33 protein-coding genes, 1 tRNA gene and 2 pseudogenes are annotated in these 26,407 nt (G+C 72.9%); 23 read left to right on the top strand and 13 right to left on the bottom strand.

Annotation, left to right across the window (positions count from 1 at the left end):
• Positions 1 to 96: 96 nt before the first annotated feature.
• The 4 genes from A6Q81_RS04195 to A6Q81_RS04180 all read left to right on the top strand — a co-directional run bounded on the left by A6Q81_RS04195 (position 97) and on the right by A6Q81_RS04180 (position 3,973).
• Positions 97 to 1,632: an acyl-CoA synthetase gene (locus A6Q81_RS04195; protein ID WP_286689625.1), complete on the top strand. Its 1,536-nt coding sequence runs from the start codon at positions 97 to 99 to the stop codon at positions 1,630 to 1,632.
• A complete protein-coding gene (locus A6Q81_RS04190) occupies positions 1,632 to 2,531 on the top strand; it encodes an oxygenase MpaB family protein (protein ID WP_286689624.1) in 900 nt (299 codons plus the stop codon). The genes A6Q81_RS04195 and A6Q81_RS04190 overlap by 1 nt, the downstream gene beginning before the upstream one ends.
• Before the next feature lie 188 nt (positions 2,532 to 2,719).
• Positions 2,720 to 3,757, top strand: coding sequence for an LLM class flavin-dependent oxidoreductase (locus A6Q81_RS04185; protein ID WP_067855682.1), 1,038 nt, complete (start codon positions 2,720 to 2,722; stop codon positions 3,755 to 3,757).
• A gap of 78 nt (positions 3,758 to 3,835) precedes the next feature.
• On the top strand, positions 3,836 to 3,973 hold the full coding sequence (locus A6Q81_RS04180) for a hypothetical protein (RefSeq protein WP_158509182.1): 138 nt from the start codon (positions 3,836 to 3,838) through the stop codon (positions 3,971 to 3,973).
• Here A6Q81_RS04180 and A6Q81_RS04175 read toward each other — a convergent pair.
• Both A6Q81_RS04175 and A6Q81_RS04170 read right to left on the bottom strand, forming a co-directional pair.
• Positions 3,960 to 4,535, bottom strand: coding sequence for an isochorismatase family protein (locus A6Q81_RS04175; protein ID WP_067855684.1), 576 nt, complete (start codon positions 4,533 to 4,535; stop codon positions 3,960 to 3,962). The genes A6Q81_RS04180 and A6Q81_RS04175 overlap by 14 nt on opposite strands.
• Positions 4,536 to 4,567: 32 nt before the next feature.
• Entirely contained in the window at positions 4,568 to 5,854 is a 1,287-nt protein-coding gene (locus tag A6Q81_RS04170) for a nicotinate phosphoribosyltransferase (protein WP_286689623.1), read from the bottom strand.
• A 77-nt stretch (positions 5,855 to 5,931) separates the two neighbouring features.
• Here A6Q81_RS04170 and clpS point away from each other — a divergent pair, with 77 nt between their 5' ends.
• Both clpS and A6Q81_RS04160 read left to right on the top strand, forming a co-directional pair.
• Entirely contained in the window at positions 5,932 to 6,240 is a 309-nt protein-coding gene (clpS, locus tag A6Q81_RS04165) for an ATP-dependent Clp protease adapter ClpS (RefSeq protein ID WP_253025611.1), read from the top strand.
• On the top strand, positions 6,240 to 6,815 hold the full coding sequence (locus A6Q81_RS04160) for a DUF2017 domain-containing protein (RefSeq protein ID WP_286689622.1): 576 nt from the start codon (positions 6,240 to 6,242) through the stop codon (positions 6,813 to 6,815). Before clpS ends, A6Q81_RS04160 begins: the two co-directional genes overlap by 1 nt.
• A 17-nt stretch (positions 6,816 to 6,832) precedes the next feature.
• Here A6Q81_RS04160 and A6Q81_RS04155 read toward each other — a convergent pair whose 3' ends face one another.
• The 3 genes from A6Q81_RS04155 to A6Q81_RS04145 form a co-directional block, all read right to left on the bottom strand.
• Positions 6,833 to 7,147 (bottom strand): hypothetical protein, encoded by a 315-nt coding sequence (locus A6Q81_RS04155; protein WP_286689621.1) that lies wholly within the window; start codon positions 7,145 to 7,147, stop codon positions 6,833 to 6,835.
• A gap of 64 nt (positions 7,148 to 7,211) precedes the next feature.
• Positions 7,212 to 7,874: an ankyrin repeat domain-containing protein gene (locus A6Q81_RS04150; RefSeq protein WP_286689620.1), complete on the bottom strand. Its 663-nt coding sequence runs from the start codon at positions 7,872 to 7,874 to the stop codon at positions 7,212 to 7,214.
• Between the two features lie 116 nt (positions 7,875 to 7,990).
• On the bottom strand, positions 7,991 to 8,623 hold the full coding sequence (locus tag A6Q81_RS04145) for a GntR family transcriptional regulator (protein ID WP_286689619.1): 633 nt from the start codon (positions 8,621 to 8,623) through the stop codon (positions 7,991 to 7,993).
• Between the two features lie 93 nt (positions 8,624 to 8,716).
• Between A6Q81_RS04145 and A6Q81_RS04140 the strand changes: the two genes are divergently transcribed.
• The 10 genes from A6Q81_RS04140 (at position 8,717) to rdgB (ending at position 16,938) form a co-directional block, all read left to right on the top strand.
• Positions 8,717 to 9,151: a M67 family metallopeptidase gene (locus A6Q81_RS04140; protein WP_286689618.1), complete on the top strand. Its 435-nt coding sequence runs from the start codon at positions 8,717 to 8,719 to the stop codon at positions 9,149 to 9,151.
• A gap of 41 nt (positions 9,152 to 9,192) precedes the next feature.
• On the top strand, positions 9,193 to 9,525 hold the full coding sequence (locus A6Q81_RS04135) for a MoaD/ThiS family protein (RefSeq protein WP_286689617.1): 333 nt from the start codon (positions 9,193 to 9,195) through the stop codon (positions 9,523 to 9,525).
• A gap of 4 nt (positions 9,526 to 9,529) precedes the next feature.
• A complete protein-coding gene (locus A6Q81_RS04130; protein WP_286689616.1) occupies positions 9,530 to 10,480 on the top strand; it encodes a PLP-dependent cysteine synthase family protein in 951 nt (316 codons plus the stop codon).
• Positions 10,481 to 10,530: 50 nt separating this feature from the next.
• Positions 10,531 to 11,508, top strand: coding sequence for a ribose-phosphate diphosphokinase (locus tag A6Q81_RS04125; protein ID WP_067855709.1), 978 nt, complete (start codon positions 10,531 to 10,533; stop codon positions 11,506 to 11,508).
• Positions 11,509 to 11,724: 216 nt separating this feature from the next.
• Entirely contained in the window at positions 11,725 to 13,200 is a 1,476-nt protein-coding gene (locus A6Q81_RS04120; protein ID WP_286689615.1) for an ABC transporter substrate-binding protein/permease, read from the top strand.
• Entirely contained in the window at positions 13,197 to 13,967 is a 771-nt protein-coding gene (locus A6Q81_RS04115; protein WP_286689614.1) for an amino acid ABC transporter ATP-binding protein, read from the top strand. The genes A6Q81_RS04120 and A6Q81_RS04115 overlap by 4 nt, the downstream gene beginning before the upstream one ends.
• A gap of 58 nt (positions 13,968 to 14,025) precedes the next feature.
• Positions 14,026 to 14,832 carry a glutamate racemase gene (gene murI, locus A6Q81_RS04110; protein WP_067855715.1) on the top strand — a complete coding sequence of 269 codons (807 nt, stop codon included), beginning with the start codon at positions 14,026 to 14,028 and terminating at the stop codon, positions 14,830 to 14,832.
• Entirely contained in the window at positions 14,829 to 15,578 is a 750-nt protein-coding gene (locus A6Q81_RS04105; protein ID WP_067855718.1) for an MBL fold metallo-hydrolase, read from the top strand. The genes murI and A6Q81_RS04105 overlap by 4 nt, the downstream gene beginning before the upstream one ends.
• A 23-nt stretch (positions 15,579 to 15,601) precedes the next feature.
• Complete coding sequence (rph, locus tag A6Q81_RS04100) at positions 15,602 to 16,324, top strand: ribonuclease PH (protein ID WP_067855721.1); 723 nt, start codon at positions 15,602 to 15,604, stop codon at positions 16,322 to 16,324.
• Complete coding sequence (gene rdgB, locus A6Q81_RS04095) at positions 16,321 to 16,938, top strand: RdgB/HAM1 family non-canonical purine NTP pyrophosphatase (RefSeq protein ID WP_286689613.1); 618 nt, start codon at positions 16,321 to 16,323, stop codon at positions 16,936 to 16,938. Before rph ends, rdgB begins: the two co-directional genes overlap by 4 nt.
• Before the next feature lie 12 nt (positions 16,939 to 16,950).
• Here rdgB and A6Q81_RS04090 read toward each other — a convergent pair whose 3' ends face one another.
• On the bottom strand, positions 16,951 to 17,769 hold the full coding sequence (locus A6Q81_RS04090; protein ID WP_286689612.1) for an SGNH/GDSL hydrolase family protein: 819 nt from the start codon (positions 17,767 to 17,769) through the stop codon (positions 16,951 to 16,953).
• Between the two features lie 84 nt (positions 17,770 to 17,853).
• A complete protein-coding gene (locus A6Q81_RS04085) occupies positions 17,854 to 18,318 on the bottom strand; it encodes a tRNA (cytidine(34)-2'-O)-methyltransferase (protein ID WP_286689611.1) in 465 nt (154 codons plus the stop codon).
• Between the two features lie 26 nt (positions 18,319 to 18,344).
• Here A6Q81_RS04085 and A6Q81_RS04080 point away from each other — a divergent pair, with 26 nt between their 5' ends.
• Positions 18,345 to 18,785, top strand: a complete 441-nt coding sequence (locus tag A6Q81_RS04080) for an SRPBCC family protein (RefSeq protein ID WP_286689610.1) — start codon at positions 18,345 to 18,347, stop codon at positions 18,783 to 18,785.
• 20 nt (positions 18,786 to 18,805) lie between these two features.
• Here the strand turns inward: A6Q81_RS04080 and A6Q81_RS04075 are convergent, their stop codons facing one another.
• From A6Q81_RS04075 to bcp, 3 genes are all read right to left on the bottom strand, one after another.
• Positions 18,806 to 19,705 (bottom strand): carbohydrate kinase family protein, encoded by a 900-nt coding sequence (locus A6Q81_RS04075; protein WP_067855732.1) that lies wholly within the window; start codon positions 19,703 to 19,705, stop codon positions 18,806 to 18,808.
• Positions 19,706 to 19,781: 76 nt separating this feature from the next.
• Positions 19,782 to 19,863 (bottom strand) — tRNA-Leu (locus A6Q81_RS04070).
• Between the two features lie 170 nt (positions 19,864 to 20,033).
• A complete protein-coding gene (gene bcp / locus A6Q81_RS04065; RefSeq protein ID WP_067855735.1) occupies positions 20,034 to 20,510 on the bottom strand; it encodes a thioredoxin-dependent thiol peroxidase in 477 nt (158 codons plus the stop codon).
• A gap of 46 nt (positions 20,511 to 20,556) precedes the next feature.
• Here bcp and A6Q81_RS04060 point away from each other — a divergent pair, with 46 nt between their 5' ends.
• From A6Q81_RS04060 to A6Q81_RS04035, 6 genes and pseudogenes are all read left to right on the top strand, one after another.
• Positions 20,557 to 20,802: a DUF3618 domain-containing protein gene (locus A6Q81_RS04060; RefSeq protein ID WP_067855738.1), complete on the top strand. Its 246-nt coding sequence runs from the start codon at positions 20,557 to 20,559 to the stop codon at positions 20,800 to 20,802.
• Positions 20,803 to 20,804: 2 nt separating this feature from the next.
• Positions 20,805 to 21,131 (top strand): GroES family chaperonin, encoded by a 327-nt coding sequence (locus tag A6Q81_RS04055; RefSeq protein ID WP_067855740.1) that lies wholly within the window; start codon positions 20,805 to 20,807, stop codon positions 21,129 to 21,131.
• Positions 21,132 to 21,183: 52 nt separating this feature from the next.
• Positions 21,184 to 22,308, top strand: a complete 1,125-nt coding sequence (locus tag A6Q81_RS04050) for an FUSC family protein (protein WP_286689609.1) — start codon at positions 21,184 to 21,186, stop codon at positions 22,306 to 22,308.
• A 257-nt stretch (positions 22,309 to 22,565) separates the two neighbouring features.
• A complete protein-coding gene (locus A6Q81_RS04045; RefSeq protein ID WP_286689608.1) occupies positions 22,566 to 22,937 on the top strand; it encodes a hypothetical protein in 372 nt (123 codons plus the stop codon).
• Between the two features lie 181 nt (positions 22,938 to 23,118).
• Entirely contained in the window at positions 23,119 to 23,616 is a 498-nt protein-coding gene (locus A6Q81_RS04040) for an AEC family transporter (RefSeq protein ID WP_286689607.1), read from the top strand.
• Positions 23,595 to 23,849 (top strand): annotated as a pseudogene (locus tag A6Q81_RS04035) (AEC family transporter); the annotation flags it as partial. The gene A6Q81_RS04040 and the pseudogene A6Q81_RS04035, both read left to right, overlap by 22 nt.
• 63 nt (positions 23,850 to 23,912) lie before the next feature.
• Here the strand turns inward: A6Q81_RS04035 and A6Q81_RS17355 are convergent.
• The 3 genes and pseudogenes from A6Q81_RS17355 to A6Q81_RS04020 all read right to left on the bottom strand — a co-directional run.
• Positions 23,913 to 24,011: pseudogene (locus A6Q81_RS17355) on the bottom strand (ATP-binding cassette domain-containing protein); the annotation flags it as partial.
• A gap of 95 nt (positions 24,012 to 24,106) precedes the next feature.
• Positions 24,107 to 25,222 carry a FecCD family ABC transporter permease gene (locus tag A6Q81_RS04025; RefSeq protein ID WP_286689606.1) on the bottom strand — a complete coding sequence of 372 codons (1,116 nt, stop codon included), beginning with the start codon at positions 25,220 to 25,222 and terminating at the stop codon, positions 24,107 to 24,109.
• On the bottom strand, positions 25,219 to 26,407 hold a 1,189-nt coding region (locus tag A6Q81_RS04020), incomplete at its 5' end, for a heme/hemin ABC transporter substrate-binding protein (protein WP_353681406.1). The genes A6Q81_RS04020 and A6Q81_RS04025, both read right to left, overlap by 4 nt.

The raw sequence follows: 26,407 nt of genomic DNA, 5'->3' as shown, positions 1-26,407 counted from the left end.
CCTGCCCGTTGACGACGCCGCGGCGGAGTGCCATTGTTGGCGGTGCGCCAACAAGAGTGACCTGGCGCACGCCCTATCGCGTCCCGAGGAGTCGATGTGCAGCTCACCCAAGGCCTCCACCGCGCCGTCCAGACCAGCCCCGACGCCGTCGCCACCGTCTGCGGCGACCGCCGCCGCACCTTCCGCGAGCACGCCGACCGCGTCGCCCGGCTCGCCGCCGCGCTGCACGATCTCGGGGTCCGCGAGGGCGACCGCGTGGCGATCCTGTCGCTCAACAGCGACCGCTACGCCGAGTACCTGCTGGCGATCCCGTGGGCCGGCGCGGTCGTGAACCCCGTCAACATCCGCTGGAGCCCCGCCGAGATCGTCTACTCCCTGCGCGACTCCGGCACCACCGTGCTGCTCGTCGACGACGCGTTCGCGCCGCTCGTGCCGACGCTCACCGATCAGGTCGAGTCGCTCGTGGCGGTCGTCCACTGCGGCGACGGCGTGCTCCCCGGGGGCCTGCTGTCGTACGAGGAGCTGCTCGCCGCGCACGAGCCCGTCGACGACGCGCGTCGCTCGGGCGACGACCTCGCCGGCATCTTCTACACGGGCGGCACGACCGGCTTCCCGAAGGGCGTCATGCTCTCCCATGCCAACCTCGTCACGTCGGCCATGGGCGCGATGGCCTCCGGCGAGCTCGTGCGGCGCGGCTCGGTCCTGCTGCACGCGGCACCGATGTTCCACCTGGCCGACCTCGCCGCGTGGACGTCGCAGGTGCTGCAGGGCGGCACCCACGTGACGGTGCCGTTCTTCGAGCCGACCGCCGTGCTCGACGCGATCGAGCGGCACGGCGTCACCGACATGCTCCTCGTGCCGACGATGATCCAGATCCTCGTCGACCACCCCGCCGTCGGCGACCACGACCTCTCGTCGCTGCAGCGTCTGCTGTACGGCGGCTCGGTCATCTCCACCGGCGTCCTCGAGCGCACGCTCGCCACCCTGCCCGGCGTACGTCTCACGCAGGCCTACGGCATGACCGAGCTGTCACCGGTCGCCACCCTGCTGCTGCCCGACGAGCACGAGGGCCGTCGACTCTCGTCGGGTGGTCGCGCCGCGCTGCACTCGGAGGTACGGATCCTCGACGCCGACGACCGGCCGGTCCCGACCGGCACGGTGGGGGAGATCTGCGTGCGCGGGGGACACGTCATGCAGGGCTACTGGAACAAGCCGGAGGAGACGCGGGCGGCCCTGCGTGGCGGCTGGATGCACACGGGCGACGGCGGCTACGTCGACGAGGACGGGTTCGTCTACGTCGTCGACCGGATCAAGGACATGATCGTCACGGGCGGGGAGAACGTGTACTCGGCCGAGGTCGAGAGCGCGCTCAGCAAGCACCCGTCGGTGGCGCAGGTGGCGGTCATCGGCCTGCCCGACGAGCGGTACGGCGAGAAGGTGCACGCCTACGTCGTTGCAGCGCCGGGCACGGCCCCGGACCCCGACGAGCTGCAGACCCACGCCCGCGGTCTGATCGCGGGCTACAAGGTGCCCCGCTCGTTCACCCTCGTCGACGCCCTGCCGATGTCGGGCGCGGGCAAGATCCTCAAGCGCGAGCTGCGGGCCCAGGCGGCGCAGGAGGTGACCGCGTGATGCGCGTTCCCGGACTCCTTCCGCGCGACCACTGGGTGCGGCACGTCGAGACCCTCGACCCGGCCGTCGACTACGAGGAGATCTCGCGCATCACGGGGCACCACGAGTTCCCGTGGGACCTGCAGCAGGCCCTCAGCTTCGCCCTCTTCCGCACCTACGCGGTGCCGTCGATCGGCAGCCTCCTGCACCGGACCGACGAGTTCACGGGCAGCACCCAGAAGCGGCACGACGACACCGTCATCGTGCTCGAGACCGTGCTCGACGACGGCATGGAGAACCCCGACGGCCGCGCCGCGATCCGGCGCATGAACCAGATGCATGGCAGCTACGACATCTCCAACGACGACATGCTCTACGTCCTGTGCACCTTCGTGGTGGCGCCGGTGCGGTGGATCGACGAGCTGGGATGGCGTCGGCTGACCGAGACCGAGCTGCGGGCGGCGGTCGAATACTACCGACGGCTCGGACGGCTCATGGGCATCCGCGGGATCCCCGACGACTACGCCGGGTTCGAGCGGCACATGGACCGCTACGAGGCGGCGCACTTCGCGTTCGACCCGGGGTCGCGGGCGGTCGCCGACGCCACGCTCGACCTCTTCACGACGTTCTACCCGCGGCCGCTGCGCCCGGCGATGCGCACGTTCGCGATCGCGCTGCTGGACGACCACCTGCGTCGGGCGTTCGACTACCCGGCGCCCCCGCGCTGGGTGCAGCGGGCGGCGCGCCGCGCCATCCGTGCCCGCAGCCGGGTGGTCCGCCTCCTCCCGCCGCGCCGGCGTCCGTACGACCCTCGGCGCTCGCACCGCATCCGCAGCTACCCGGGCGGGTTCATGGTCGAGCGCCTCGGGACCTTCCCCTCCGGCAGCCGGTCCGACGACGTCACCGCCTCGACCGCCTAGGGTTCGCCGCACCGGGGCCGTGACCTTCGACCCGGCCGGACGGTTGAAGGGGTGACGTCACCCTTCGTCGGGGTCCGTCCGGGCCCCGTCCCGGGGGAGGCCCGGACGGGCCGGCGCCACCAGGACCGGCAACCCCCTCACCACCGGCTGCGGGGAAGGGTTCGTCGCCCGCCGGTGTTGACCCCCGTATGCGCCTGTCCGTCCTCGACCTCGTCCCCGTCCGCACCGACCAGTCGACCGCGGACGCCGTCGCGGCCGCCGTCTCGCTCGCCCAGACCGCCGACCGGCTGGGCTTCGAGCGCTACTGGGTCGCGGAGCACCACAACATGCCGGCCGTCGCGGCGTCGAGCCCGCCCGTGATGATCGGCGTGCTGGCCGGCGCGACGGAGCGGATCCGTCTGGGCTCGGGCGGCGTCATGCTCCCGAACCACGCGCCGCTCGCCGTCGCCGAGCAGTTCGCCCTTCTGGAGGCCGCGTTCCCGGGCCGGATCGACCTCGGCATCGGGCGCGCGCCCGGCTCCGACCCCGTCACGTCGTGGGCGCTGCGCGGTGCTGCCGGCCGCGACGACACCGACGTCGAGAACTTCCCCCAGTACCTCGACGACGTCGTGGCCCTCATGGACGGTCGCGGTGTGCGGGTGCCGATCCCGCAGCAGCAGTACGTGCTGAAGGCGACGCCGGCCGCGACGTCGTCAGCCCGGCTGTGGCTGCTGGGCTCGTCGATGTACTCCGCGCAGCTGGCCGCGGCCAAGGGGCTCCCGTACGTGTTCGCGCACCACTTCTCGGGTCAGGGCACCGAGGAGGCGCTGGCCCACTACCGCTCGCACTTCCGCCCGTCGGACCTGCTGGACCGCCCGACGACGTTCCTCACGGTGAACGCCTCGGTGGCCCCGACGACCGAGGAGGCGCTGGCCATGGCGCTGCCGAACCTGCAGAACATGGCGCGTCTGCGCACCGGCCAGCCGCTCACCGCGATCGACCTCGTCGAGGACGCGCAGGAGGCGGTGCTCGCACCGCAGCAGCAGGCCATGGTCGACGCCGGCACGACGCGGCCGGTGCTGGGCGACCCGGAGACCGCTGCTCGGCAGGTGCGTGAGCTCGCGGAGCACTTCGAGGTCGACGAGGTCATGCTGCACCCGGTGGGGTCGGCCCGTCGCGGGGCGGACCCCCGACGCTCTCCTGCACGCGAGGAGACGCTCGAGCTGCTGGCCAAGGAGCTGCTCTAAGCCGCTCGTCCGGCACCGGTCACCTGACGTTCACGTCGGCGACCGGTGCCGTTGCGCTGCCGGGGTCACGCTGGCGCCATGAAGCACACGCTCACCCGTCGCGACCTGCTCGCCTCGATCCCGGTGATCGCCCTCGGGGCGCTGCTGTTCGTGCTCCCGCCGGCCCCGGACCAGCCCACGCAGACGCCCACGGCGTCCGCGGTCAGCGCTCCCTGACCTCGACCTGCGCCGCGCGCAGCTCCTCGCGCAGCGCAGGCAGCCCCGACGGGTCGACCGCGGCGGTCATCCCCTCGATCACCCGCACCGCGAAGCCCTCGCGGGCGCCGTCGAGCGCGGTGGCCCGCACGCAGTGGTCGGTGGCGATGCCGACGACGTCGAGCGTCGTGACGCCGCGCTCGTGCAGCCACGCCGCCATCGACACCCCGTCGGAGGTCAGGCCCTCGAAGCCGGAGTAGGCCGCCTCGTACTCGCCCTTGAGGAAGACCGCGTCGAACTGGTCGTCACGCAGCGGCTCGTGCAGCTCCGCCCCCGGCGTGCCGACGACGCAGTGCGGCGGCCAGGAGTCGACGTAGTCGGGGGTGCTGGAGAAGTGCGGTCCGGGGTCGACGTGGTGGTCGCGCGTGGCGACGACGGTCGTGTAGGCGCCGGACGCGAGCAGCGTCGCCACCCGGTGGGCGAGGTCGGCGCCTCCGGCGACGGCGAGCGAGCCGCCCTCGCAGAAGTCGTTCTGCACGTCGACGACGACGAGCGCGGTGGACGGGTCGTGGGTCGTGGTCATGGATCCTCCCGACGGGTGGGGGTGGGGTCGGTTCAGCGCTCGAAGATCGTCTCGAGCACGGGCTCACCGGCGGAGAGCTTGTGCGCGGCGGCGGGCAGCTCGGCGATCGCCGCGGCATGGCGTGCGCGCGCGTCGTCGAGCGTGTCGTGGTGCACCCGCGTGCCGCCCTCGACGAACGGCACGAGCAGCGAGCGGTCGTCGCCGTCGTCGTGCGGCGGTGCGCCGATGCCGACCACCTCGGCCTGCGCCGTGCCCGTCGCCGAGCGCCGTCGCAGGGCCCACTTGCGGCCGCCGACGCTGGCCTTGTCGGCACTCTTCTTGGCCACCGGGACGAGGGCGTCGCCGTCGTCGGCGCGCGCGACCAGCTTGTAGACGAACCCCGACGTGGGGGCGCCGGACCCGGTGACGAGCGACGTGCCCACGCCGTAGCCGTCGACCGGTGCGGCGGCGAGCCCGGCGATGGCGTGCTCGTCGAGGTCGCTGGTGACGACGATGCGCGTCGCCGTGGCGCCGAGGCCGTCGAGCTGCTCGCGCACCCGCCGCGCCAGGGACGGCAGGTCGCCGGAGTCGATCCGGACGGCGCCGAGCCCTGGTCCGGCGACGTCGATCCCCGTGCGGACCGCCTCCTCGATGTCGTAGGTGTCGACGAGCAGCGTGGTGCCGGTCCCGAGCGATGCCACCTGCGCCGTGAACGCGTCGCGCTCGGTGTCGTGCAGCAGCGTGAACGAGTGGGCGCTGGTGCCCGCCGTCGGGATCCCGTGCGTGCGCCCGGCCTCGAGGTTGGACGTCGTGGCGAACCCGGCCACGTAGGCGGCGCGTGCGGCGGCGACGGCGGCGCGCTCGTGGGTGCGGCGCGAGCCCATCTCGATGCAGGGCCGTCCGTCGGCCGCGCCGACCATGCGGGCAGCGGCCGACGCGATGGCGGAGTCGTGGTTGAGCACCGACAGGAACAGCGTCTCCAGGACGACCGCCTCGGCGAAGGTCCCCTCGACGACGAGCACCGGCGACGCGGGGAAGTAGAGCTCGCCCTCGGGGTAGCCCCACACGTCGCCGGTGAACCGGTAGTCGGCGAGCCAGTCGCACGTCGTGTCGTCGACGACGCCCCGCTCGCGCAGCCAGGCGACGGTGTCGGGGTCGAAGCGGAAGTCCTCGAGGGCGTCGAGCAGGCGCCCGGTGCCCGCCACGACGCCGTAGCGCCGACCGGTCGGCAGCCGGCGCGCGAACAGCTCGAACACGGAGTGCCGGTGCGCGGTGCCGTCGGCGAGCGCCGCCTGCAGCATCGTGAGCTCGTAGTGGTCGGTGAGGAGTGCCGTGGTCACCTCGCCAGCGTAGGGCCGCGCTCGGACGCGGCACCCCCACGCGGGCGCGTTTCGGTCCGCGTCGACCCTGGGACACAATGGGACGCGTGACCACCCCGGCCCCGATCGAGCTCGACGAGCCCGCGTCCGAGCTCGGCCTCGCGCTCCAGGACCCGTGGGTCACGATCGTCTGGAACGACCCGGTCAACCTGATGTCGTACGTGTCGTACGTGTTCCGCACGTACTTCGGCTACACCGAGGAGAAGGCGACCGAGCTGATGCTGGCGGTGCACCACGAGGGGCGGGCGGTCGTGTCGAGTGGGAGTCGCGAGCAGATGGAACGGCACGTGCAGGCCATGCACGAGTACGGCCTGTGGGCGACCCTGCAGAAGTCGGACTCCGTCTGATGCGTCCCTTCAAGCGCCGCCGACGCGGCGGGGTCGTGGCCGTGTTCGAGCCCGACGAGGCGCACGTGCTGGCCAACCTGGCCGGACAGGTGGTCGAGCTGCTGCGCGACCGCAACGGTGCCAGCGAGTCCGACCCCGACCCGCTCGCCCTCCAGCTCGGCATGGGTGGCCCGTCGCTGCCGCCGGAGGACCCGGTGCTGCGCCGGCTCCTGCCCGACGCCTACGGCGACGACGAGGAGGAGTCGGCCGAGTTCCGCCGCTTCACCGAGCGCTCGCTCACGAGCGTCAAGGTCGAGAACGCCGAGCGTCTCATCGCGTCGCTCGAGGCCGGCGGCCTCGACGACGAGGGGGAGATGGACACCGTCGTGGAGGTCGAGCTCGACCCCGCCGACGTGCAGGCGTGGCTGCGCAGCCTGACCGACATCCGGCTCTCGATCGCCGTCCGCCTCGGCATCGACTCCGAGGACGACCAGCTCGCGCTGTCCGAGAGCGACGACCCCGCCGTGAGCACGATGGTCGACGTCTACGACTGGCTCGGCTACGTGCAGGAGACCCTGGTCGGCGCACTCGACTGAGCAGCGCGACGAGGCGCTCAGCCGACGTCGACCAACGGCACCGAGAACACGCCGTCGACCCGGAACTCGACGCGGACCGGGACGTCGGACTCGTTCCCGCCCCGCCGGTGGACGCGAGCGTCGCAGCGCATGGTGTCGCCGACGCCGACCCAGGACGGAAGGGGCTCGCACGACGCGTCGATGCTCGAGACCTCCGTGCCTCGTGGGGCCAGACGGTCCCAGAGGTCGTACCGGACCATCTGCTCGATATCGGCTGTCGTGTCACCGCCCGAGCAGCCCGCGACCGGCACCAGGAGTGTCAGGAGGACAGGTAGCGAGAGCGACCGTGGCATGCAGCGCACGCTAGGGCGCGCGGAGAGCTCCCGTCACCGGAACTCGGAACGTGTTCCGGACCTCTCAGCCGCGACGCAGGACCGCGGCCATGGCGCTCAGCCCGCGGGCCTCGGCGAGCTGGAGCGCGGTGCGCCCCTGCCGGTCGCGGATCGTCGGGTCGGCACCGGCGTCGAGCAGCGCCTGGACGACGGCCCGGTGGCGGGGGCCGCCGTCGCCGAGCACCACGGCCTCCAGGAGCGCCGTCCAGCCGAGGTCGTTCACGTGGTCGAGGTCGACGTCGGTCGTGGTCACCCAGCGGACGTACGCGACGTGCCCGCGCTCGCTCGCGGGGATCGGCGAGAGACCCCCGAAGCGGTTGCGCAGGGTCAGGTCGGCGCCCGCGTCGAGCAGCAGGCGCCCCATCGCGACGCTGCCGGTGACCCCCGTGACCAGCCACGGCGTGTCGGAGCGGTCGTCCACCGCGTCGGGGTCGGCGCCGACGTGCACCAGCAGCTCCGCGACCTCGACGTGGTCCGCCGCCGCGGCGAGCAGCAGCGGGGTGCGGCGTCGTGCGTCGCGTGCCTCGACGTCGGCTCCGTCGCGCAGGGCGCGGGCAGCACTCCGCGCGTCGCCGTCGCCCGCCGCGGCGAGCAGGCGACGGTCGACCCGCTGCTGCGTGGCGGCGTCGAGGCTGGGGCGCGGCGAGGCCGACGCGGACGGGGACGGGGAGGACGGGCTACGGGTCACGGCGGTCTCCTCGGGGCTGGCCGGGCGTCCGGACCCGGGACCCGGGGCGGGGTCCGCAGGCCCGGAGCAGGAGGTGACGACGAGCGTCGCGAGCACGGCGACGGTTCCGCGCGCCCTCACGTCCGCTCCGCGAGCGCCGCGCGGCTCGTGCGGACGTGCTGCGCCAGGACCGCCTCCACGCGGTCGGCGTCGCCCTGCTCGATCGCGTCGACGAGCGCGACGTGCTCCGCGTGCACGGGTGCGGGGTCCGCGTGCTGCTGCAGCGCCCAGCCGAGGACGCGGCGCAGCGGTCGGGCGGTGCGGCGCACGGTCGGTGCTGGCGCGAGGTCGAGCAGGCGCAGGTGGAACTCGGCGTTCAGCCGTACCGCGTCGGCCTCGCGTCCGCCGTCGATCGCCGACCCGGCGCGCATCAGCAGCGTGCGCAGCGACGACAGGTCGGTGCCCGTGGCGAGCAGGCGCCGCACGGCCACGGCGTCGAGCGCGTGCGCCACCTCCAGCAGCTCGCTCACCTGGTCGGGGGAGAGGTCGCTCACCGCCACGCCTCCCGTGGCCCGTTCGGTGGCGAACCCCTCGACGACCAGCTGGTGCAACGCCTGGCGCACCGGGACGCGCGAGACGCCGATCCAGTCGGCGAGCCGGCGCTCGACGAGACGTTGACCCGGCACGAGGTCACCGGCCACGATGAGGTCGCGGAGCACGTCGGCAGCGCGGTCGGCGTCGAGCGCACCCTCGCGGCGGGTCTTTGGCATACCAAAAGCGTAGCGGGTCGGTCGGCGGGCTCGTCCGTCTCGCGACCCAGACGTCGCCCGGCGTCCCTGCGCCACCTCGCTAGACTCGCCGCCGTGCTGACCATCGACCGCGCGACCCGTGACGCGATCATCGCCCACGCGCGCCGCGACCACCCGGACGAGGCGTGCGGCGTCGTCGCCGGGCCGATCGGCTCCGACCGTCCCGCGCGGCACGTGCCCATGGTCAACGCCGCGATGTCGCCCACCTTCTACGAGTTCGACTCCGGCGACCTGCTGCGGCTCTACCGCGACATGGACGACCGCGACGAGGAGCCCGTGGTCATCTACCACTCCCACACGGCCACCGAGGCCTACCCGTCGCGCACCGACGTGAACCTCGCGTCGGAGCCGAACGCCCACTACGTGCTCGTCTCGACCCGCGACGGCGGCGAGGTCGAGGGCACCGACGTCGACTTCCGGTCCTACCGGATCGTCGACGGCGAGGTGACCGAGGAAGAAGTCACCGTCGTCGAGCGTTACGACACCTGAGCACACCACCCCCCGAACCCCGGAAGAGAGCGACGACACCGATGGCCATCGAGGTACGGATCCCGACCATCCTGCGCACCTACACCGACGGCGAGCGCGCCGTGCAGAGCGAGGGCGCCACCGTCGCCGAGCTCGTCGAGAACCTCGAGGCCGCCCACACCGGCATCAAGGAGCGGCTGGTCGAGGACGGCAGCGTCCGCCGCTTCGTGAACGTCTACGTCAACGACGAGGACATCCGCTTCACCGGCGGGCTCGAGACCGCTGTCTCCGACGGCGACACCGTCGTGATCCTGCCCGCCGTCGCGGGTGGCTCCGTCGACGTCGCCGCGGTGTCTCCTGCCGCCCAGGGCCCGGCACCCCTGCCGGGTTCCTGAGCCGGTGACCCGCTTCGACTCGCTCGTCGACTCCGTCGGCGGCACGCCCCTCGTCGGGCTGCCGTCGCTGTCGCCGTCGCCGGAGGTCCGGCTGTGGGCGAAGCTGGAGGACCAGAACCCCACCGGCTCCATCAAGGACCGCGCCGCGCTCGCCATGATCGAGGCGGCCGAGGCCGACGGTCGGCTGACGCCCGGCTGCACGATCCTGGAGCCGACCAGCGGCAACACCGGCATCTCCATGGCGATGGTCGCCAAGATGCGCGGCTACCGGATGATCTGCGTCATGCCGGAGAACACGTCCGAGGAGCGTCGCCAGCTCCTGCGGATGTGGGGCGCCGAGATCATCCCCTCGCCCGCCGCGGGCGGCTCCAACGAGGCCGTGCGGGTCGCGAAGGGGCTCGCCGAGGAGCACCCCGACTGGGTGATGCTCTACCAGTACGGCAACCCCGCCAACGCCGAGGCGCACTACCGCGGCACCGGGCCTGAGATCCTGGCCGACCTGCCCGAGGTGACGCACTTCGTCGCCGGGCTGGGCACCACCGGCACGCTCATGGGCACGGGTCGCTTCTTCCGCGAGGCCAAGCCCGACGTGCGGATCGTCGCCGCCGAGCCGCGCTACGGCGAGCTCGTCTACGGCCTGCGCAACCTCGACGAGGGCTTCGTGCCCGAGCTGTACGACGCCGACCTCATCGACGCGCGGTTCAGCGTCGGCCCGCGCGACGCCGTGCGGCGCGTGCGCGAGCTGATCGAGCACGAGGGCATCTTCGCGGGCATCTCCACCGGCGCCATCCTGCACGCGGCGCTCGCCCAGGCGGCGAAGAGCCAGAAGGCCGGCGAGCGCGCCGACATCGTCTTCATCGTCTGCGACGGCGGCTGGAAGTACCTGTCCACCGGCGCCTACGAGGGCACCCTCGACGACGCCGAGGACGCGCTCGACGGCCAGCTGTGGGCCTGACCTCGCCGTTCGCGGTTCCGGGGCGGCGCCACCTCCGCTAGCCTCACCGTGTGCGCGACATCGTGGTCTTCTCCGGAAGCGCCCACCGAGCCCTGGCCGAGGCCATCTGCAGCGAGCTCGGCACGAGCCTCTCGCCGTCGGAGACCGTGCGGTTCAGCAACGACTGCCTGCAGTCGCAGCTGCTCGCCAACTGTCGCCAACGTGACGTGTACATCGTGCAGCCGCTGGTGCCGCCGACGCAGGACCACCTCATGGAGCTGCTGCTCATGGTCGACGCCGCGCGCGGTGCGTCGGCCGCGTCCATCACCGTCGTCGTACCGCACTACGCGTACGCGCGCTCGGACAAGAAGGATGCGTCGCGCATCTCGATCGGCGGCAAGCTCGTGGCCGACATGATGGCCACCGCCGGCGTGAACCGCGTGGTCACCATGACCCTGCACGCACCGCAGGTGCACGGCTTCTTCTCGATGCCGCTCGACCACCTGACCGCCATCGGGGAGCTCGCCGACCACTACCGCGACTCCGACCTGTCGAACGCCGTGGTCGTCTCGCCCGACTTCGGCAACGCGAAGACCGCGTCGCAGTTCGCGCGGCTCCTCGGCCTGCCGGTCGCGGCCGGCAGCAAGCAGCGCAAGGCCGACGACAAGGTCGTCATCGACGCGATCGTCGGCGACGTCGCCGGCAAGCGGGCCATCGTGCTCGACGACGAGATCGCCACCGGGGGCTCCATCGTCGAGCTCGTCTCGATGCTGGAGCGCCAGGGCGTCACGGAGATCTCCGTGGCGTGCACCCACGGGCTGTTCACCGGCAAGGCCGTGGAGCGGCTGCGCGACCACCCGGGCATCGCCGAGGTCGTCACCACCGACACCGTCCCGCCGCCGGCCGACTGGCCCGCCCTGCGCGTGCGGTCCGTCGCGCCGTTGTTCGCGCGGGCCATCGCCCGGATCCACGCCGGCGAGTCGGTGAGCAGCCTCTTCGACGGCGTCGACCCCACCCACGCCCCGCCGCAGCCCAAGCTGCCCCTCTGACGCCCCCTCCCGCCAGCGGTGACTTCTCCACCGCAAGCTGCGACGTCCGTCTCGGCGGTGAGTTCTCCACCGTGTGGGCGCTGGGACGGTGGCGAACCCACCGCCGACCCCGATGCGGTGGAGACGTCACCGTCTGGGGAGGCGTCCGTGTGTGGGACCGGGGTGCCGACGTCGGTCAGCCGGACTAGGGTCGAGCGACGACGAAGGGGGTCCGGCGTGAGCCGACGTGTGCTGGGGCTGCTGGGCGGCCTCGTGCTGGCCGTGCTGTCGCCGCTGCTCCTGGTGGCGCCGGCGCAGGCAGCCGACGGGGACGGCGCCGGCCGCGAGGTCGTGGTCGGCACCGAGGGCACCTACCCGCCCTTCTCGTTCAACGAGGACGGCCGGCTCACGGGCTACGACGTCGACGTCATGAAGGCCGTGGCGAAGGAGGCCGGCTGGCGGCTGCGGTTCGTGCAGTCCCAGTTCGACGCCCTCTTCGGCTCGCTCGACGCCAGCCGCATCGACGTGATCGCCAACCAGATCACCATCAACCCCGAGCGCGAGGCGCGGTACGCGTTCTCCGAGCCGTACGCCTACTCGCGGGGCGTCATCGTCGCGCGCAAGGGCTCCGACATCCGCACGTTGGCCGACCTGAAGGGTCTCACCACGGCGCAGTCGGCCACGAGCAACTGGTCGCAGGTGGCCAAGGACGCCGGTGCGAAGGTCGAGAACGTCGATCAGTTCTCCCAGGCCGCCGACCTGGTCGCCCGCGGCCGGGTCGACGCGATCGTCAACGACAACATCGCCGTCCTCGACTACCTCGCCACGTCGGGCAACGACCAGGTCGAGATCGTCGGCGACGCGGGCGACGAGGTCAGCCGCCAGTCGCTCGCGTTCCGCCAGGACGACGCCGACCTGGTGCGCGAGGCCGACCGCGCGCTCGACGCGCTGCGCGCCGACGGCACCCTGCAGCGGATCAGCGAGGACTACTTCGGCGCCGACGTCTCCGTCGAGGACGGGGGAGAGGCGCAGGTCGGCGGTCGCGACGAGGCGTCGTGGCTGACGAGCGTCCGCGAGGCCGCGTGGCCGGCGTTCGTCGCCCTGGTGAAGATCACCATCCCGCTCACCGCGATCAGCTTCGCGATCGGCCTCGCGGCGGCTGTGCTCATCGCCCTGGCCCGGGCGTCGTCCTCCCGGTGGCTCGCCTGGCCGGCCCGCTTCTTCATCTCCGCGGTCCGCGGCACGCCGCTGCTGCTCCAGCTCTTCGTAGTCTTCTACGGCCTGCCGCAGCTCGGGCTGGACCTCCCGTCCTTCCCGGCCGCGGTGCTGGCCCTCAGCGTCAACGTGGCCGGCTACGGCGCCGAGACGGTCCGGGGCGCGCTGCTGGCCGTGCCGCGCGGGCAGCACGAGGCCGCCGCGACCATCGGCATGTCGGGCCGTCTCGCCCTGCGCAGGGTCGTCCTTCCGCAGGCTGCGCGGATCGCCGTGCCGCCGCTGTCGAACACGCTGATCTCGCTGGTCAAGGACACCTCGCTCGTGTCGGTCGTGCTCCTCACCGACGTCACGCGCGTCCTCAACCAGCAGGCGTCCGCGTCGTTCGACTACCTGCCGCTGTACCTGCTCGGCGGCCTGTACTACTGGATCGTCTGCACCGTGCTCTCGGTGGCGCAGGGACGCCTCGAGACCCGACTGAACAGGTACGTGACGCCATGACCACGCCGTCGCTCCTGCAGGCCAGCGGCCTGCGCAAGACCTTCGGCGACAACGTCGTGCTCGACGGTGTCGACCTCGACGTGCCCGAGGGCACCACCACAGCCATCATCGGGCCCTCCGGCTCGGGCAAGACGACGCTGCTGCGCTCCCTCAACGCGCTCACCGTGCCCGACGCCGGCACCGTGTCCATCGGCGACGTGTCGGTCGACTTCGGGTCGCTGCCGCGCGGCAAGGAGGGACGTCGCGCTTGCGAGCGGCTGCGCGCGCAGAGCGGCATGGTCTTCCAGTCCCACGAGCTCTTCCCGCACCGCACCGTGCTCGGCAACCTCGTCGAGGGGCCCGTGCAGGTGCAGGGCGAGGACCCGGACGAGGCCGCCGCACGCGCCCGCGCGCTGCTCGAGCAGGTGGGTCTGGCCGGACGCGAGGACGCCTACCCGTCGCAGCTCTCGGGCGGCCAGCAGCAGCGCGTCGGCATCGCCCGCGCGCTGGCGCTGCGACCCCGCGTGGTGCTGCTCGACGAGCCGACGTCGGCGCTCGACCCCGAGCTGGTCGGCGAGGTGCTCGCCGTCGTGCGCGACCTCGCCTCGCAGGGGTGGACGATGGTGGTCGTCACGCACGAGATCCGGTTCGCGGCCGACGTGGCCGACACCGTCGTCTTCGTCGACGGTGGGCACGTCGTCGAGCGCGGACCCGCGCGCGACGTCGTCGACGCGCCCCAGCACGAGCGCACGCAGCGCTTCCTCGAGCGCGTCCTGCACCCGGGGTGACGATCATGACGGTCCCGGGACTGGCCGTGTCGCCGGACGGTCCGTAGGCTTGCGCCTCGTGGCGGACGCACCGATCGGGATCTTCGACTCAGGCTTCGGCGGCCTGACGGTCGCTCGAGCGGTGATCGACCAGCTGCCCCACGAGGCCGTGCTGTACCTCGGCGACACCGCCCGTCAGCCGTACGGCCCGCAGCCCATCCCCGCGGTCCGCGAGTTCGCGCTCGAGTGCCTCGACCACCTCGTCGCGCACGGCGTGAAGATGCTGGTCATCGCCTGCAACTCCGCGAGCGCCGCCGTCCTGCGCGACGCCCGCGAGCGCTACGACGTGCCCGTGGTCGAGGTGATCGTGCCGGCCACTCGTCGCGCGGCGCGCGCCACCCGCAACGGGAAGGTCGGGGTCATCTGCACCCGCGCGACCGCGGCGTCCCGTGCCTACGACGACGCCTTCGCCGCGAACCCCGGCATCGAGCTCCTCACGCAGGCGTGCCCCGACTTCGTCGACCTCGTGGAACGCGGCGTCACGAGCGGTCCCGAGGTCACCGCCGCCGCGGAGGAGTACCTCGCGCCGCTGCGCGAGGCGGGTGTCGACACGCTCGTGCTCGGCTGCACGCACTACCCTCTCCTGACCGGGGCGATCGCCCTGGCGATGGGCGAGGAGGTCACCTTGGTCTCGAGTGCGGAGGAGACGGCGAAGGACGTGTACGCCCGCCTGGTCCAGGACGACCTGCTCCGCGACCCCGCCGCGGGTGCGCCCGAGCACCGCTTCCTCACCACCGGCCGGCCTGACGAGTTCGGCGTGCTGGGCCGACGCTTCCTCGGTCCCGAGGTCGGCTCGGTCGGCCAGTTCGCGCAGGTGGTCGCGTGAGGCTCACCATCGTCGGCTGCGCGGGCTCCTACCCGGGGCCCGAGTCCGCCTCCAGCTGCTACCTCGTCGAGCACGAGGGCTTCAGGCTGCTGCTCGACCTCGGCAGCGGCGCCCTGGGCCCGCTGCAGCGCCACCTCGACCTGCGCGACGTCGACGCGGTGCTGCTGTCGCACCTGCACGCCGACCACTGCTTCGACCTCTCGGGCTTCTACGTGGTGAGCAAGTACCACCCGCAAGGCACCCTGCCGACGATCCCCGTCTACGCGCCCCAGGGCGCCGGTCCGTTCCTCGCGAGCAGCTACGGGCGCACCGAGGGACTGCAGATGGCCGACCAGTTCGACTTCCGCACGTGGGTCGACGGCGAGACCGTGCAGGTGGGGCCGTTCACGGTCACGCCACGCCTCATGGACCACCCCGTCGAGGCGTACGGCATGCGGCTCGAGGCCGGCGGCTCCGTGCTCGCCTACTCCGGCGACACCGCGCCCACGGAGGCCCTCGACGACGTCGCGCTGGGCGCCGACCTCTTCCTGTGCGAGGCGTCGTTCGTGGAGTCGGGGACGAACCCGCCGAACCTGCACCTGACCGGGGCCGAGGCCGGCGACTACGCCACGCGCGCGGGCGTCGGGCGTCTGCTCGTCACCCACGTGCCCGCCTGGACCGACCGCGACGAGGTCGCCGCCGACACGCGCTCGACGTTCGCCGGAGAGTTCGTGCTCGTGGAGGCCGGGCAGGTCTACGACGTCTGACGGACGTCGGTAGGGTCGCGACCATGACCACCCGCGAGGACGGCCGCGCCGTCGACGAGCTGCGTCCGATCACGATCACCCGTCACTGGCTCGACCACGCCCAGGGGTCCTGCCTGGTGGAGTTCGGCCGGACGAAGGTGCTGTGCGCCGCGTCGGCCACCGAGGGCGTGCCGCGCTGGCGCAAGGGCTCCGGCCTCGGCTGGGTCACGGCCGAGTACGCGATGCTGCCGCAGGCCACCCACGACCGTTCGCAGCGCGAGTCGGTCAAGGGTCGCATCGGCGGGCGCACGCACGAGATCTCGCGCCTCGTCGGGCGGTCGTTGCGTGCCGCGGTCGACTACAAGGCCCTGGGCGAGAACACGATCACCATCGACTGCGACGTGCTGCAGGCTGACGGCGGCACGCGGACGGCCGCCATCACGGGCGCCTACGTGGCCCTCGCCGACGCGGTCGCCCACCTGCGCGAGAAGGGTGCGCTCGCGGGCGAGCCGCTCGTGCAGTCGATCGCCGCGGTCAGCGTCGGCATCATCGACGGCACCCCGATGCTCGACCTGCCCTACGTCGAGGACGTCCGCGCCGAGACGGACATGAACGTCGTCATGACGGGGGAGGGCTCGTTCATCGAGATCCAGGGCACCGCGGAGGGCGCCCCTTTCGTCCGCTCCGAGCTCGACGCGCTGCTCGCGCTGGCCGAGAAGGGCTGCGCCGACCTGACGCGTCTGCAGCAGGAAGCCCTGCAGGCGTGACCCGCGTCGTCGTGCTGGCGTCGAACAACGCCAAGAAGCTCGCGGAGCTGCAGCGCATCCTCGCGCCGCTCGTGCCGGACGTGCAGGTGCTCGGGCTGTCCGACGTCGCCGACTACCCCGAGCCGGCCGAGACGGAGCCGACGTTCGAGGGCAACGCGCTGATCAAGGCGCGGGCGTGCCTGGAGGCCACGGGACTGCCGTCGCTGGCCGACGACTCGGGACTGTGCGTCGACGCGCTGAACGGCATGCCCGGTGTGCTGTCGGCGCGCTGGTCGGGGGTGCCGCGCAGTGAAGGCGGTGACAGGGCCAACAACCGGCTGCTGCTGAGCCAGCTGTCCGACGTCCCTCCGGAGCGTCGCACGGCGACCTTCGTGGCCGTGGTGGCGTTCTGCGCGCCCGACGGGCAGGAGCACATCGTCCGCGGCGAGATGCCGGGCCGCATCCTCGCGGCCGAGCAGGGCGAGGGCGGCTTCGGCTACGACCCGCTGTTCGCGGCCGACGGGTACGACGTGTCGACGGCGGAGCTCGCGCCGTTGGAGAAGGACGCCATCAGCCACCGCGGTCGCGCCCTGACGCAGGTCGCGCCGCTGGTGGCCCGAGCCCTGGGCGGCTAGCGCCCTGGGCGGCTAGGGCGTGGTGTCGGTCGCCGCCCGGGCCGTCGACTCCCGCTCGACCGGGGCGAGCCCGGTCGACCCGGGAGCGGGCTGGTCGAGGGCGCCGACGACCACGTCGGCCAGGGCGAGGCTGCCGGACAGCGTGGGGTGGACGCCGTCGATCGTGCGACCGTGCCGGTCGAGCGCACCCCGCGTGGGCACGTACTCCAGACCCTCGCGGAGCGCGGCGGCGTGCACGATCGACGTCACGCGACGCTGCTGCCACGGCTCGGTCGGGCCCCACGGGGGACCCAGCACCAGGATCCGGGTGCTCTCGGGCATCTGGCGCTTGACGAGGCGCAGGTAGCGCGTGACGGCCTGCTGCACGGCCGCGTCGGAGGAGGGGACCAGACGTCCCTCCGCGCACGACGCCCAGTCGTTGCGGCCGCCCTCGACGATGAACACCGACGGCGCCGGACCACGGAACGCGGCGCGGCGCTGGACGAAGGTGTCGCCGGTGCAGCCCATGCCCGGTCGCAGGTAGCCCGAGCCGGACTGCGCGTACGTGCGCACGGGCGTGTCGTAGTGCCGGGCCACGAAGCTCCACCAGCCCTGGTGCCGGCTGCCGGGCTCGTCGTCGTAGCGGGCCGTGATGGAGTCACCGACCACGACGATGCCGCGGGGGAACGGGTTGCGCGCGGCGACGGGCTCGCCGAGGACGGCCCGCTGGTCGGCGACCGTGGGCTCGCTGCCGACCGCACCCTGGTGACCCAGGGTGATCGCGAGGCTGGCGAGCAGACCGAGCACGAGGGCGCTGACGAGGACGTGTCGGTGGAGGGTACGTCGTGCCATCGTCTCGCTCTGTCCTCCCGTCGTCGCTCGTCGTCCCCAGCCTACGTCGCCCACGTCGAGTCAGGGGACGGAGTGACGGACGGCTCAGTGACCGCCGGCGAAGCCGTGCTGGCGCCAGGCCTCGTAGACGACGATGGCGGCGCAGTTCGCGAGGTTCATCGAGCGTCGGGCGGGCAGCATCGGCAGGCGCAGCTGGTCGGTCACACGGGGGTGCTGCTGCACGGCGTCGGGCAGACCGGTCGGCTCGGCGCCGAACAGCAGGACGTCGCCGGGCTCGTACGCGACGTCGGTGTAGGCGCGGGTGGCTCCGGTGGTGAAGGCGAAGACCCGCGCGTCGCCGAGCGCGGTCAGCGCCGCCTCGAGGTCGGCGTGCACGTGCAGCGTGGCGAGGTCGTGGTAGTCCAGGCCCGCGCGTCGCAGCTTCGGCTCCGAGAGGTCGAAGCCGAGCGGCTCGACGAGGTGCAGCTCCGCCCCGGTGGCGGCGGCGAGCCGGATCGTGTTCCCGGTGTTGCCCGGGATGCGCGGCTCGTGGAACAGGACACGGAACATGACGCCGTCACTCTAGGATGTCGGGCATGCCCGGACCGCACCCCCTCGGCCAGCCCAGGGTCCACGTGACCCACACGTTCCGCTCCGCGCCCGCCGACGTGTTCGCCGCGCTCGGCGAGCACGAGAACCTCGGCCGGCTGTTCGGCGCGAGCATCACGCGCCTGCGTGACGGTGAGACGTCGCGCAACGGTGTCGGGTCGGCGCGGACGCTGAAGATCGGCCCGCTGCCCGCGTTCGTCGAGACCGTGGTCGTGTCCGAGCCCGACGAGCGCATCGAGTACGAGATCACGCAGGGCAGCCCGCTCCGGGGCCACCGCGGCATCCAGGTGCTCACGCCGACCGCGGACGGCGGCACGCTGCTCGACTACACCATCCACTTCGACGCGCCGGTCCCCGGCGTGGCGGGCGTGGTCGCGAAGGTGCTGACCCAGAAGATCTCCGCGGGGCTGCCGCGGCTGCTGCCCTGACGGCGTCGGGGCAGGCGGGCTCAGAGCTCGTGCTCCCACGGCGGCTGGGCGCCCGCCCGGGCCACCACGAACGCCGAGCAGCGTGACGCCAGGTCGGTGACCTCGCGCCACAGCGACAGGTCGGCCGCGTGCAGGCGCGTGCTGCCGACGACGCCGTCGAGCCCGTCGTCCTTCAGCGCTGCGATGAGGCCCGACATGAAGGCGTCTCCGGCGCCGACGGTGTCGACGACGTGATCGGCCAGGGCGCGCGAGGCGATCGAGCCGCGGTGCGTGTACGTGCGGGCGCCTCGCGGGCCCATCGTCATCACGACGGCGGCGGGTCCGGCGGCCAGCCAGCTGCGCGCCGTGTCGGCCGGGTCGCTGTGCGGCTCGAGCCAGGCGAGGTCCTCGTCGCTGACCTTCACGACGTCGCACAGCGGCAGCAGCGACTCCATCCGGTCGAGCGCCTCCGCCCGGCTGGGCAGCAGGCTCGGCCGCACGTTGGGGTCGAAGGTCACCGTGCACATCGGGGCGAGGCGGCGCAGGGCGTCCTCCACCTCGTCGGCGCCCGGGTCGAGGAAGGCGGCGATCGACCCCGTGTGGATGATGTCGGGCACCTCCTCGGCCCAGATCCGACCCGGGTCCCAGACGATGTCGAACTCGTAGGTCGCGCTGCCGTCGTCGGCGAGCGTCGCCACGGCCGTGGAGGTGCGCTCGAGCTGCTTGAGGCCTGGCATGAGGCGCACGCCGGACTCGGCGAGGTGCATCCGCACCAGCGCGCCGAGGTCGTCGGTGGCCAGGCTCGTGGCCAGCACCGGGGTGACGCCCAGCCGACCGAGCCCGACCGCGACGTTCGCGGGACTGCCGCCGGGGTGCTCGGACCGGGAGCCGTCGGACCGTTCGACGATGTCGACGAGGGACTCACCGATGACGAGGACCATGCGCACAGTGTGCCGGTCCGGTGGCTCGCCGCACGACGCGCTCCGGCCGGGTGTGTCGCCCACGTGAGTGCCCCGGTGCCGGTGACAGGACTCGAACCTGCACGCCCAGGGGCACAGGAACCTAAATCCTGCGTGTCTACCAGTTCCACCACACCGGCGGGTGCGGCCCGAGTCTAGTGGGCGGCGCGTCCCGCACTCACCATGGTTGCCCGTCGCTCACCTGCGGATGCTTCCGCAGGTGAGCGGGGCACAACCGTGGTGAGCTGCTGACTCCCATGGACTGATGGGAATCAGCAGCTCGGCGGTGTGGCGGGCGGGCGGGTGCGGGTCAGGCGGCGTCGAGGCCCAGGTCGCGGCGCAGCTTCGCCACGTGCCCCGTCGCCTTCACGTTGTACTGCGCCAGCTCGACCGTGCCGTCCTCGCCGACGACGACCGTCGAGCGGATGACGCCCTCGACGACCTTGCCGTACAGCTTCTTCTCCCCGAACGCGCCCCACGCCGTCATGACCGCCTTGTCGGCGTCGGAGAGCAGCGTGATGGTGAGGCCGTCGCGCTCACGGAACTTCTGCAGCTTCTCCGGCTTGTCCGGGCTGATGCCGAGCACCGTGTAGCCCTCGGCCTGCAGCCGGTCGATCGAGTCGGAGAAGTCGCACGCCTGCTTCGTGCAGCCGGGCGTCATGGCCGCGGGGTAGAAGTACACGATCACCTTCTGGCCGCGCAGGTCCGAGAGCGTCACCTCCGCGCCGGTGTCGTCCGGGAGGGTGAAGTCGGGTGCGGTGTCACCGGGCTGCAGTCGCGTCGTCATGGGTCCTATCCTTGCAAGGTCAGTCCGACCCGACGAGAGGCACCTTGTGACGTCACAGAGCGACGAGCTGGTCGACGAGATCGAGCAGATCCGCGAGCGCCTGGCCCACACCGTCGACGCCCTGGTCGACCGGACGAACCCCAAGAACATCGCCCGCCGGACCCTCGAGGACGTGAAGGGCCGCTTCGTCGCGCCCGACGGCAGCCTGCGCTACGAGAACGTCGTGCCGGTCGTCCTCGGCGTCGTGGGCACGGTGGCCGCCGTCGTCGTCCTGCGCAAGGTGCTGGGCTGACCATGGCCGAGCGCGGCAAGCTCGCGATCCGGATGCTGCACGACCGGCTGCTCGTCTCCCTCGACGACGAGGCGGGGGAGCGGCGCTCCGGCGGAGGCATCCTGATCCCGGCGACCGCCGCCATGGGCAAGCGCCTCTCGTGGGCCAAGGTCGAGGCGACGGGTGCGCACGTGCGCGCGGTCGAGGTCGGCGACCGCGTCCTCTTCGACCCCGAGGAGCGCGCCGAGGTGGAGGTGCGCGGCGAGAGCTTCGTGCTGCTGCGCGAGCGCGACCTGCACGCCGTCGCCTCCGAGCGCATCGAGGAGGGCCAGACCGGCCTGTACCTGTGAGGGTGCGGTGGACGGTGGCGGCCACGGGCCGCGCCCAGGGAGCGGAGGACGGATGAGCGGGACCGGACGTGAGGTGCCGTTGCGCCGCATCCGGCTGCTGCGCAGCGAGGAGACGTTCGCCGACCGCCTGCGTCTGCTGCGTCGTCGCTGGCGGCTCATGCTGCGCCTCGGGGCTGCGTCGTCGCTCGCCTTCCTGGTGGCCACCCAGGTGTTCGGCCACCAGCAGGCGTTCTTCGCGCCCATCGCCGCGGTCGTCGTCATCACCGCTGGCGGTGGACTGCGGGGACGCACGCTCTTCGAGGTCGTCGTCGGTGTCGCGCTGGGCGTGCTGGTGGGCGAGCTGATCATCCTCACCATCGGACGCGGTCCGGCGCAGATGGCCCTCGTCGTGCTCCTGACCGTCGCCGCGGCCACCCTCACCGGCATCCGCGGGCTCGCGCTCACCCAGGCGGCCAGCTCGGCCGTCCTGCTGGCCGCCGTCGTGCCCGTGCCGGGTGCGGGCAACCCCGCCCTGACCCGGTTCCTCGACGCGCTCGTCGGAGGCCTGTGCGGCATGGCCATGGTGCTGCTGATCCCGCGCAACCCCGTGCGCGACATCGACGCCGAGGTGCAGCGGCTCCTGCGGCAGCTCGCGTCGGTCCTCCGCGGCACCGGCCGGGCGCTGCGTGAGGCGGACTCGACGGTCGCCGACGACGCGCTCACGCGGGCGCGCGGCCTGCAGAGCAGCATCGAGTCGCTCGACGCGACCGCCGCCAACGTCAGCGAGATCGCGCGCATGTCGCCGCTGCGGTGGCGCCAGCGCGACCACCTGGCCCTCTACGTCGGGGCGGTGCGCGACTTCGACAACGCCATCCGGGACGCCCGCGTGCTGGCCCGCCGCGCCAGCGCCATGCTGCGCCACGGCGAGACGGGCCCCGACGCGCTCTGGCTGTCGGTCGAGGAGCTCGCCGAGGCGGTCGACCTCGTCGCCGACGACCTCTCGACGCTCGACGACTTCGCCGGTGCGCGCGAGCGGCTCGTCGCCGCGGTCCGCATCGCGGTCGAGGCCCTGCCCGCCACGATGACCCTCAACACGGCCGCCATCACCGCCCAGGTCCGCTCGATCGCCGCCGACCTGCTGTACGTCTGCGGCGCCACCCGCGACGAGATCGACGAGGCGCTCGACGTCGGTCCGTGAGCCGGTCGTCCGTGCCGGTCTCCTCGACGCGCCGACGCGGGGGTGGCGCCCCGGCGTCGCGGTGCGCTACGTTGCTCTCACCCGACCGCCCGAGGAGGTGAGCCGCATGACCCAGACCACGACCCCGATCGCCTTCGATCGCGCGTCCGCCGTCGCGTCCTTCGGCCCCCACGTCCTCGGAGCAGTCCCTCGTTAGCCGGCACCAGCTGCCCGGCCCCCGAGCCGCTCCGGACCCCGTGTCCTGAGCGGCTCTTCTCGTGTCCGCCCACGACTCCCGTCCCTTCGATCCCACCCTGTCCTCGATCCCACCCACCCGACTCACAGAGAGGAGGCGCGCAATGAACCAGCACGACGACATCGACACCTTGCCCGCAGACACCCCGACGACCACCCAGATCGCCACGACCCGGACCCGGGGCGACCGAGACGGACACGACGTCACCTTGACATCCGGAGAGGGGGTGAACGCGATGGCCAGGAAGCCCGAACGCTCCCGTGCCCGCCGCAAGCGCGCCTGGGACGAGATGTCCGACACCGACCGTCAGGTCCTGCTGGAGACCGTCCGACAGCGCCGCGAGATGCAGGCGGTGCAGGACGCCCACCGGCTGCAGATGCTGACCCAGAGGTAGACGCCACGCGTCGCGAGGGGCCCCGTCCGCCTGGACGGGGCCCCTCGTCGTCCCGGGACGCGCCACCCCGCGTTCTGTGGAGATGGCGACGGTTCTCCGCGCAGAGACCGTCACGAAGTCCACAGAACGCGGGAGGAGGGCGCGGGGGAGGGCGTGGTGGCGCTCTGCGACGATGAGCGCGATGAGCGGCGTCCTGGAGGGGTTCACCACCATCGGCGCCCTGATCGCGCTCGGTGCCCTGCTGGCGCACCTGCGGGTCTTCGACCTCAGCGCCCAGGTCGTGCTGTCGCGGCTCGCGTTCTACGTCGCGAGCCCGGCCCTGATGATCACGGTGCTGCAGGACGCCGACGTCTCGGCGGTGCTGTCGCGCAACCTCGTCGCCACCGGCTGCGCCGTGGTCACGGTGGTCCTGCTCTACGTCGTAGTGGCGCGGCTGGTGCTGCGCCAGGATCTCGCCGACACGGTCGTCGGTGCGCTCTGCTCGGCGTACGTCAACGCCGGCAACCTCGGCCTGCCGATCGCGGCCTACGTGCTCGGCGACGCCGCGCTCGTCGCGCCGACCCTGCTGCTGCAGATGCTGGTGCTGCAGCCGATCGCCCTCGCGGTGCTCGACGTCGCCCGCGGCTCGTCGACGAGCCGCTCGGCCTCGTCGGGGCCATGGCGGTGCCCGCCATGCTGATCGCCTACGGCGTCTCGCTGCGGCTCGGACCCCGCCCGGGCAGCGGTGGCAGCGCACCGGTGCTCGCACTGATCGTGACGCTGAAGCTCGTGGTCCAGCCCGTCGTGGCGTACACGGTCGGCCGCTTCGCGCTCGGCATGGAGGGAGCCCCGCTGCTCGCCGTCACCGTGCTCGCGGCGCTGCCCGCCGCGCAGAACATCTTCGTCATCGCCGTGCGCTACGACCGCTCCACGGTGCTGGCGCGCGACGCCGTCTTCGCCACCACCGTGCTGTCGGTGCCCGCCGTCGCCGTCGCGGCGGCCGTCGAGCGTCACCGTGCCCCGCTGGGGGACCTGGTCGCCGGAGAGGACGCCGAGGAGCGTGGACTTGCCGGCACCGTTGGGTCCGACGAGCACGAGCAGCTCGCCCAGGCGCACCTCGAGGTCGACGTCGTGCAGGACCGGCGTGCCACCCAGCTCCACGCCGATGCCGGAGGCGACCAGGGGGGCGTTCACGCCCAGCCTCCCGCGGTCCGGCGCGTGCGGCGCAGCAGCCAGAAGAAGAACGGCCCGCCGACCAGCGAGGTCAGCATGCCGATCGGCAGGTCGGCGTAGGCGACGGCGGTACGGGCGAAGAGATCGGCCCAGAGCAGCAGGAGCGCCCCGCCGAGCGCGCTGGCAGGCACGAGCACCCGGTGGCCGGGACCGACGACCATCCGGACCAGGTGGGGCACGACCAGGCCGACGAAGGCGATGATGCCGGCGAAGGAGACGGCGGCCGCGGTGAGCAGGGCGACCAGCACGATCGCCGCCACGCGCACGCGCTCGACGTCGACGCCGACGTGGCGGGCGGCGCGGTCGCCGAGGGCCAGCACGTCGAGGCGCCGCGAGAGCGCCAGCGCGCCCACCAGGCCGATCCCGACGCAGGGGGCCACCACGGCCACGTGCGCCCAGCGGGTGCCGTTGAGGCTGCCGAGCTGCCAGAACACGATCTCCTCGCGCGCCGACGTGTCGCCGAGGAACAGCATGAGCGCCAGGCCCGCGCTGCACACCGCGTTGACGGCGATGCCCGTGAGCACGAGCGTGACCACCTCGGTGCGTCCGTCGGCCCGTGACAGTGCGTAGACCGTGAGGGTGGTGACCAGGCCGCCCACGAACGCGAACGCCGGCACGGTCCACGCGCCGAGCAGGGTCACCTGGAAGACGATGACGAACGCGGCGGCGAGGGCGGCACCCACGGACACGCCGACCACGCCGGGCTCCGCGAGCGGGTTGCCGAAGACGCCCTGCATCAGTGCCCCGGCGGTCGCCAGCGCCGCGCCCACGAGCAGCGCCAGCGCGACCCGCGGGAAGCGGACCTGCCAGAGGGTGTTGTCGCCCTGGGGGTGCGTCGGCAGGGGCAGGACGTCGAGGCCCACGCGGTGCAGCACCGACCCGAGCACCTGGTCGGCCGGGACGTCGAGCTGTCCCTGCCCGGCGGAGACCAGCGTCGACACGACGACACCCACGCCGAGCGCGCCGAGCAGCAGCCCGGCACGGCCGCGGCGCACCGGGGGCAGCGACGGCGCGGGCACCTCGTCGGCCGGCCCGACGTCGGGGAGCCGGTGCCGCCCGGCGACGGCGGTCATCGGCGCTCCCCGGCCGAGGGTGCGGCGGAGCCGGGTGCGTAGACGGCCACCGCGAGCGCCTCCAGCACGGCGGCAGTCCGCGGCCCGTAGCCGAGGATCTGGGCGTCGGACATGTCGACGATCCGACGCTTCTGGCCGGCCGGCGTCTGCGCGAGCGCGGGCAGGCGCTCGAGGAGTCCGTCGACGCCGTCGACGGACTCCAGGCCCTTGGTCATCATGAGGACGACGTCGGGCTGCGCGTCGATGATGCCCTCGTCGGTGACGGGCTTCATGCCGTTCCAGCCGATCTCGCCGGCCACGTCGTAGCCGCCGAGCGCCGTGATGAGGGTGTCGGCGCCCGAGCCCTCGCCGAACATGTAGTAGACGCCGGCCTGGCCGCGCACGTAGAGGAAGACCATGCGGGGCTTGTCCTGCACCCGCTTCGGCGCCACGGCGGCGATCTCGGCCAAGGTCGAGCGGGTCTGCTCCTCCAGGCGGTCCGCCAGCCGGCGCCCGACGTCGGGGACGCCGAGCGCCCGCGCCACCTCCTGGGTGAGGCTCCCGACGTTGTCGACGCTTCGGGTGCTGTCGACGACGACCACGGGGATCCCCGCGTCACGCATCTGCAGCACGACGTCCCACGGTCCGAGCGAGGTGTCGGTGATGATCAGCGTCGGGTCGAGCTCCAGGATCGCCTCGGCGTTGAGGTCGTGCCCGTTGCTGGTGACGAGCGGCAGGTCCTCGGCCTCGTCGAACTGGGTGGAGATGTCGCGTCCGACGAGCGAGTCGCCCAGGCCGAGCTCGTAGACCGTGCGGGAGAGCGTGCCGTAGATGTCGAGGGCGAGCACGCGGCTCGTGTCGGTGACCGTGACGCGCGTGCCCTGGGCGTCGGTGAGGGTGACCGGCAGGGTCTGGGTGGGGGAGTCCGCCACCGGGTCGACCGGCTCGTCGGGCAGTGCCGCGTGCACCGCCCCCTCCCACGAGCGCGGGTCGTCGAGCACCGTCGCCTCGCCGAGCGGGGGCGTCGCGACGTCGTCGCCTGCGTCGTCGTGCCCGCCCGGCCGGAGCCCGCACGACGACAGCAGGAGCGCGACGACGGCGAGCACGAGCAGGCGTCGCCGCGCCGTCGGAGTCCGCGTCAGGGAGGTGGCGGTCGGCTCCGGGGTCGGGTGGGCGGTCGGGTGGGCGGTCGGGTGGGGTTGGGGC

It is taken from the genome of Aeromicrobium sp. REDSEA-S38_B2, assembly GCF_001628525.1.
In the GTDB taxonomy this organism is placed as follows: domain Bacteria; phylum Actinomycetota; class Actinomycetes; order Propionibacteriales; family Nocardioidaceae; genus Aeromicrobium; species Aeromicrobium erythreum.
Note: the sequence above shows the minus strand (reverse complement) of the source record. Positions and strands in the feature narration are given on the sequence as shown.

Bases quoted from the DNA above. Each gene is read 5' to 3' on its own strand.
- A6Q81_RS04085 (WP_286689611.1), bottom strand. From the start codon at position 18,318: ATGTTCCGTGTCCTGTTCCACGAGCCGCGCATCCCGGGCAACACCGGG.
- A6Q81_RS04155 (WP_286689621.1), bottom strand. From the start codon at position 7,147: ATGCCACGGTCGCTCTCGCTACCTGTCCTCCTGACACTCCTGGTGCCG.
- clpS (WP_253025611.1), top strand. From the start codon at position 5,932: ATGGGACGCGTGACCACCCCGGCCCCGATCGAGCTCGACGAGCCCGCG.
- A6Q81_RS04040 (WP_286689607.1), top strand. From the start codon at position 23,119: ATGAGCGGCGTCCTGGAGGGGTTCACCACCATCGGCGCCCTGATCGCG.
- A6Q81_RS04190 (WP_286689624.1), top strand. From the start codon at position 1,632: ATGCGCGTTCCCGGACTCCTTCCGCGCGACCACTGGGTGCGGCACGTC.
- A6Q81_RS04025 (WP_286689606.1), bottom strand. From the start codon at position 25,222: ATGACCGCCGTCGCCGGGCGGCACCGGCTCCCCGACGTCGGGCCGGCC.
- A6Q81_RS04055 (WP_067855740.1), top strand. From the start codon at position 20,805: ATGGCCGAGCGCGGCAAGCTCGCGATCCGGATGCTGCACGACCGGCTG.
- A6Q81_RS04160 (WP_286689622.1), top strand. From the start codon at position 6,240: ATGCGTCCCTTCAAGCGCCGCCGACGCGGCGGGGTCGTGGCCGTGTTC.
- A6Q81_RS04090 (WP_286689612.1), bottom strand. From the start codon at position 17,769: ATGGCACGACGTACCCTCCACCGACACGTCCTCGTCAGCGCCCTCGTG.
- A6Q81_RS04175 (WP_067855684.1), bottom strand. From the start codon at position 4,535: ATGACCACGACCCACGACCCGTCCACCGCGCTCGTCGTCGTCGACGTG.
- bcp (WP_067855735.1), bottom strand. From the start codon at position 20,510: ATGACGACGCGACTGCAGCCCGGTGACACCGCACCCGACTTCACCCTC.
- A6Q81_RS04185 (WP_067855682.1), top strand. From the start codon at position 2,720: ATGCGCCTGTCCGTCCTCGACCTCGTCCCCGTCCGCACCGACCAGTCG.
- A6Q81_RS04180 (WP_158509182.1), top strand. From the start codon at position 3,836: ATGAAGCACACGCTCACCCGTCGCGACCTGCTCGCCTCGATCCCGGTG.
- A6Q81_RS04080 (WP_286689610.1), top strand. From the start codon at position 18,345: ATGCCCGGACCGCACCCCCTCGGCCAGCCCAGGGTCCACGTGACCCAC.
- A6Q81_RS04050 (WP_286689609.1), top strand. From the start codon at position 21,184: ATGAGCGGGACCGGACGTGAGGTGCCGTTGCGCCGCATCCGGCTGCTG.
- A6Q81_RS04115 (WP_286689614.1), top strand. From the start codon at position 13,197: ATGACCACGCCGTCGCTCCTGCAGGCCAGCGGCCTGCGCAAGACCTTC.
- rph (WP_067855721.1), top strand. From the start codon at position 15,602: ATGACCACCCGCGAGGACGGCCGCGCCGTCGACGAGCTGCGTCCGATC.
- A6Q81_RS04145 (WP_286689619.1), bottom strand. From the start codon at position 8,623: ATGCCAAAGACCCGCCGCGAGGGTGCGCTCGACGCCGACCGCGCTGCC.
- A6Q81_RS04135 (WP_286689617.1), top strand. From the start codon at position 9,193: ATGGCCATCGAGGTACGGATCCCGACCATCCTGCGCACCTACACCGAC.
- A6Q81_RS04075 (WP_067855732.1), bottom strand. From the start codon at position 19,705: ATGGTCCTCGTCATCGGTGAGTCCCTCGTCGACATCGTCGAACGGTCC.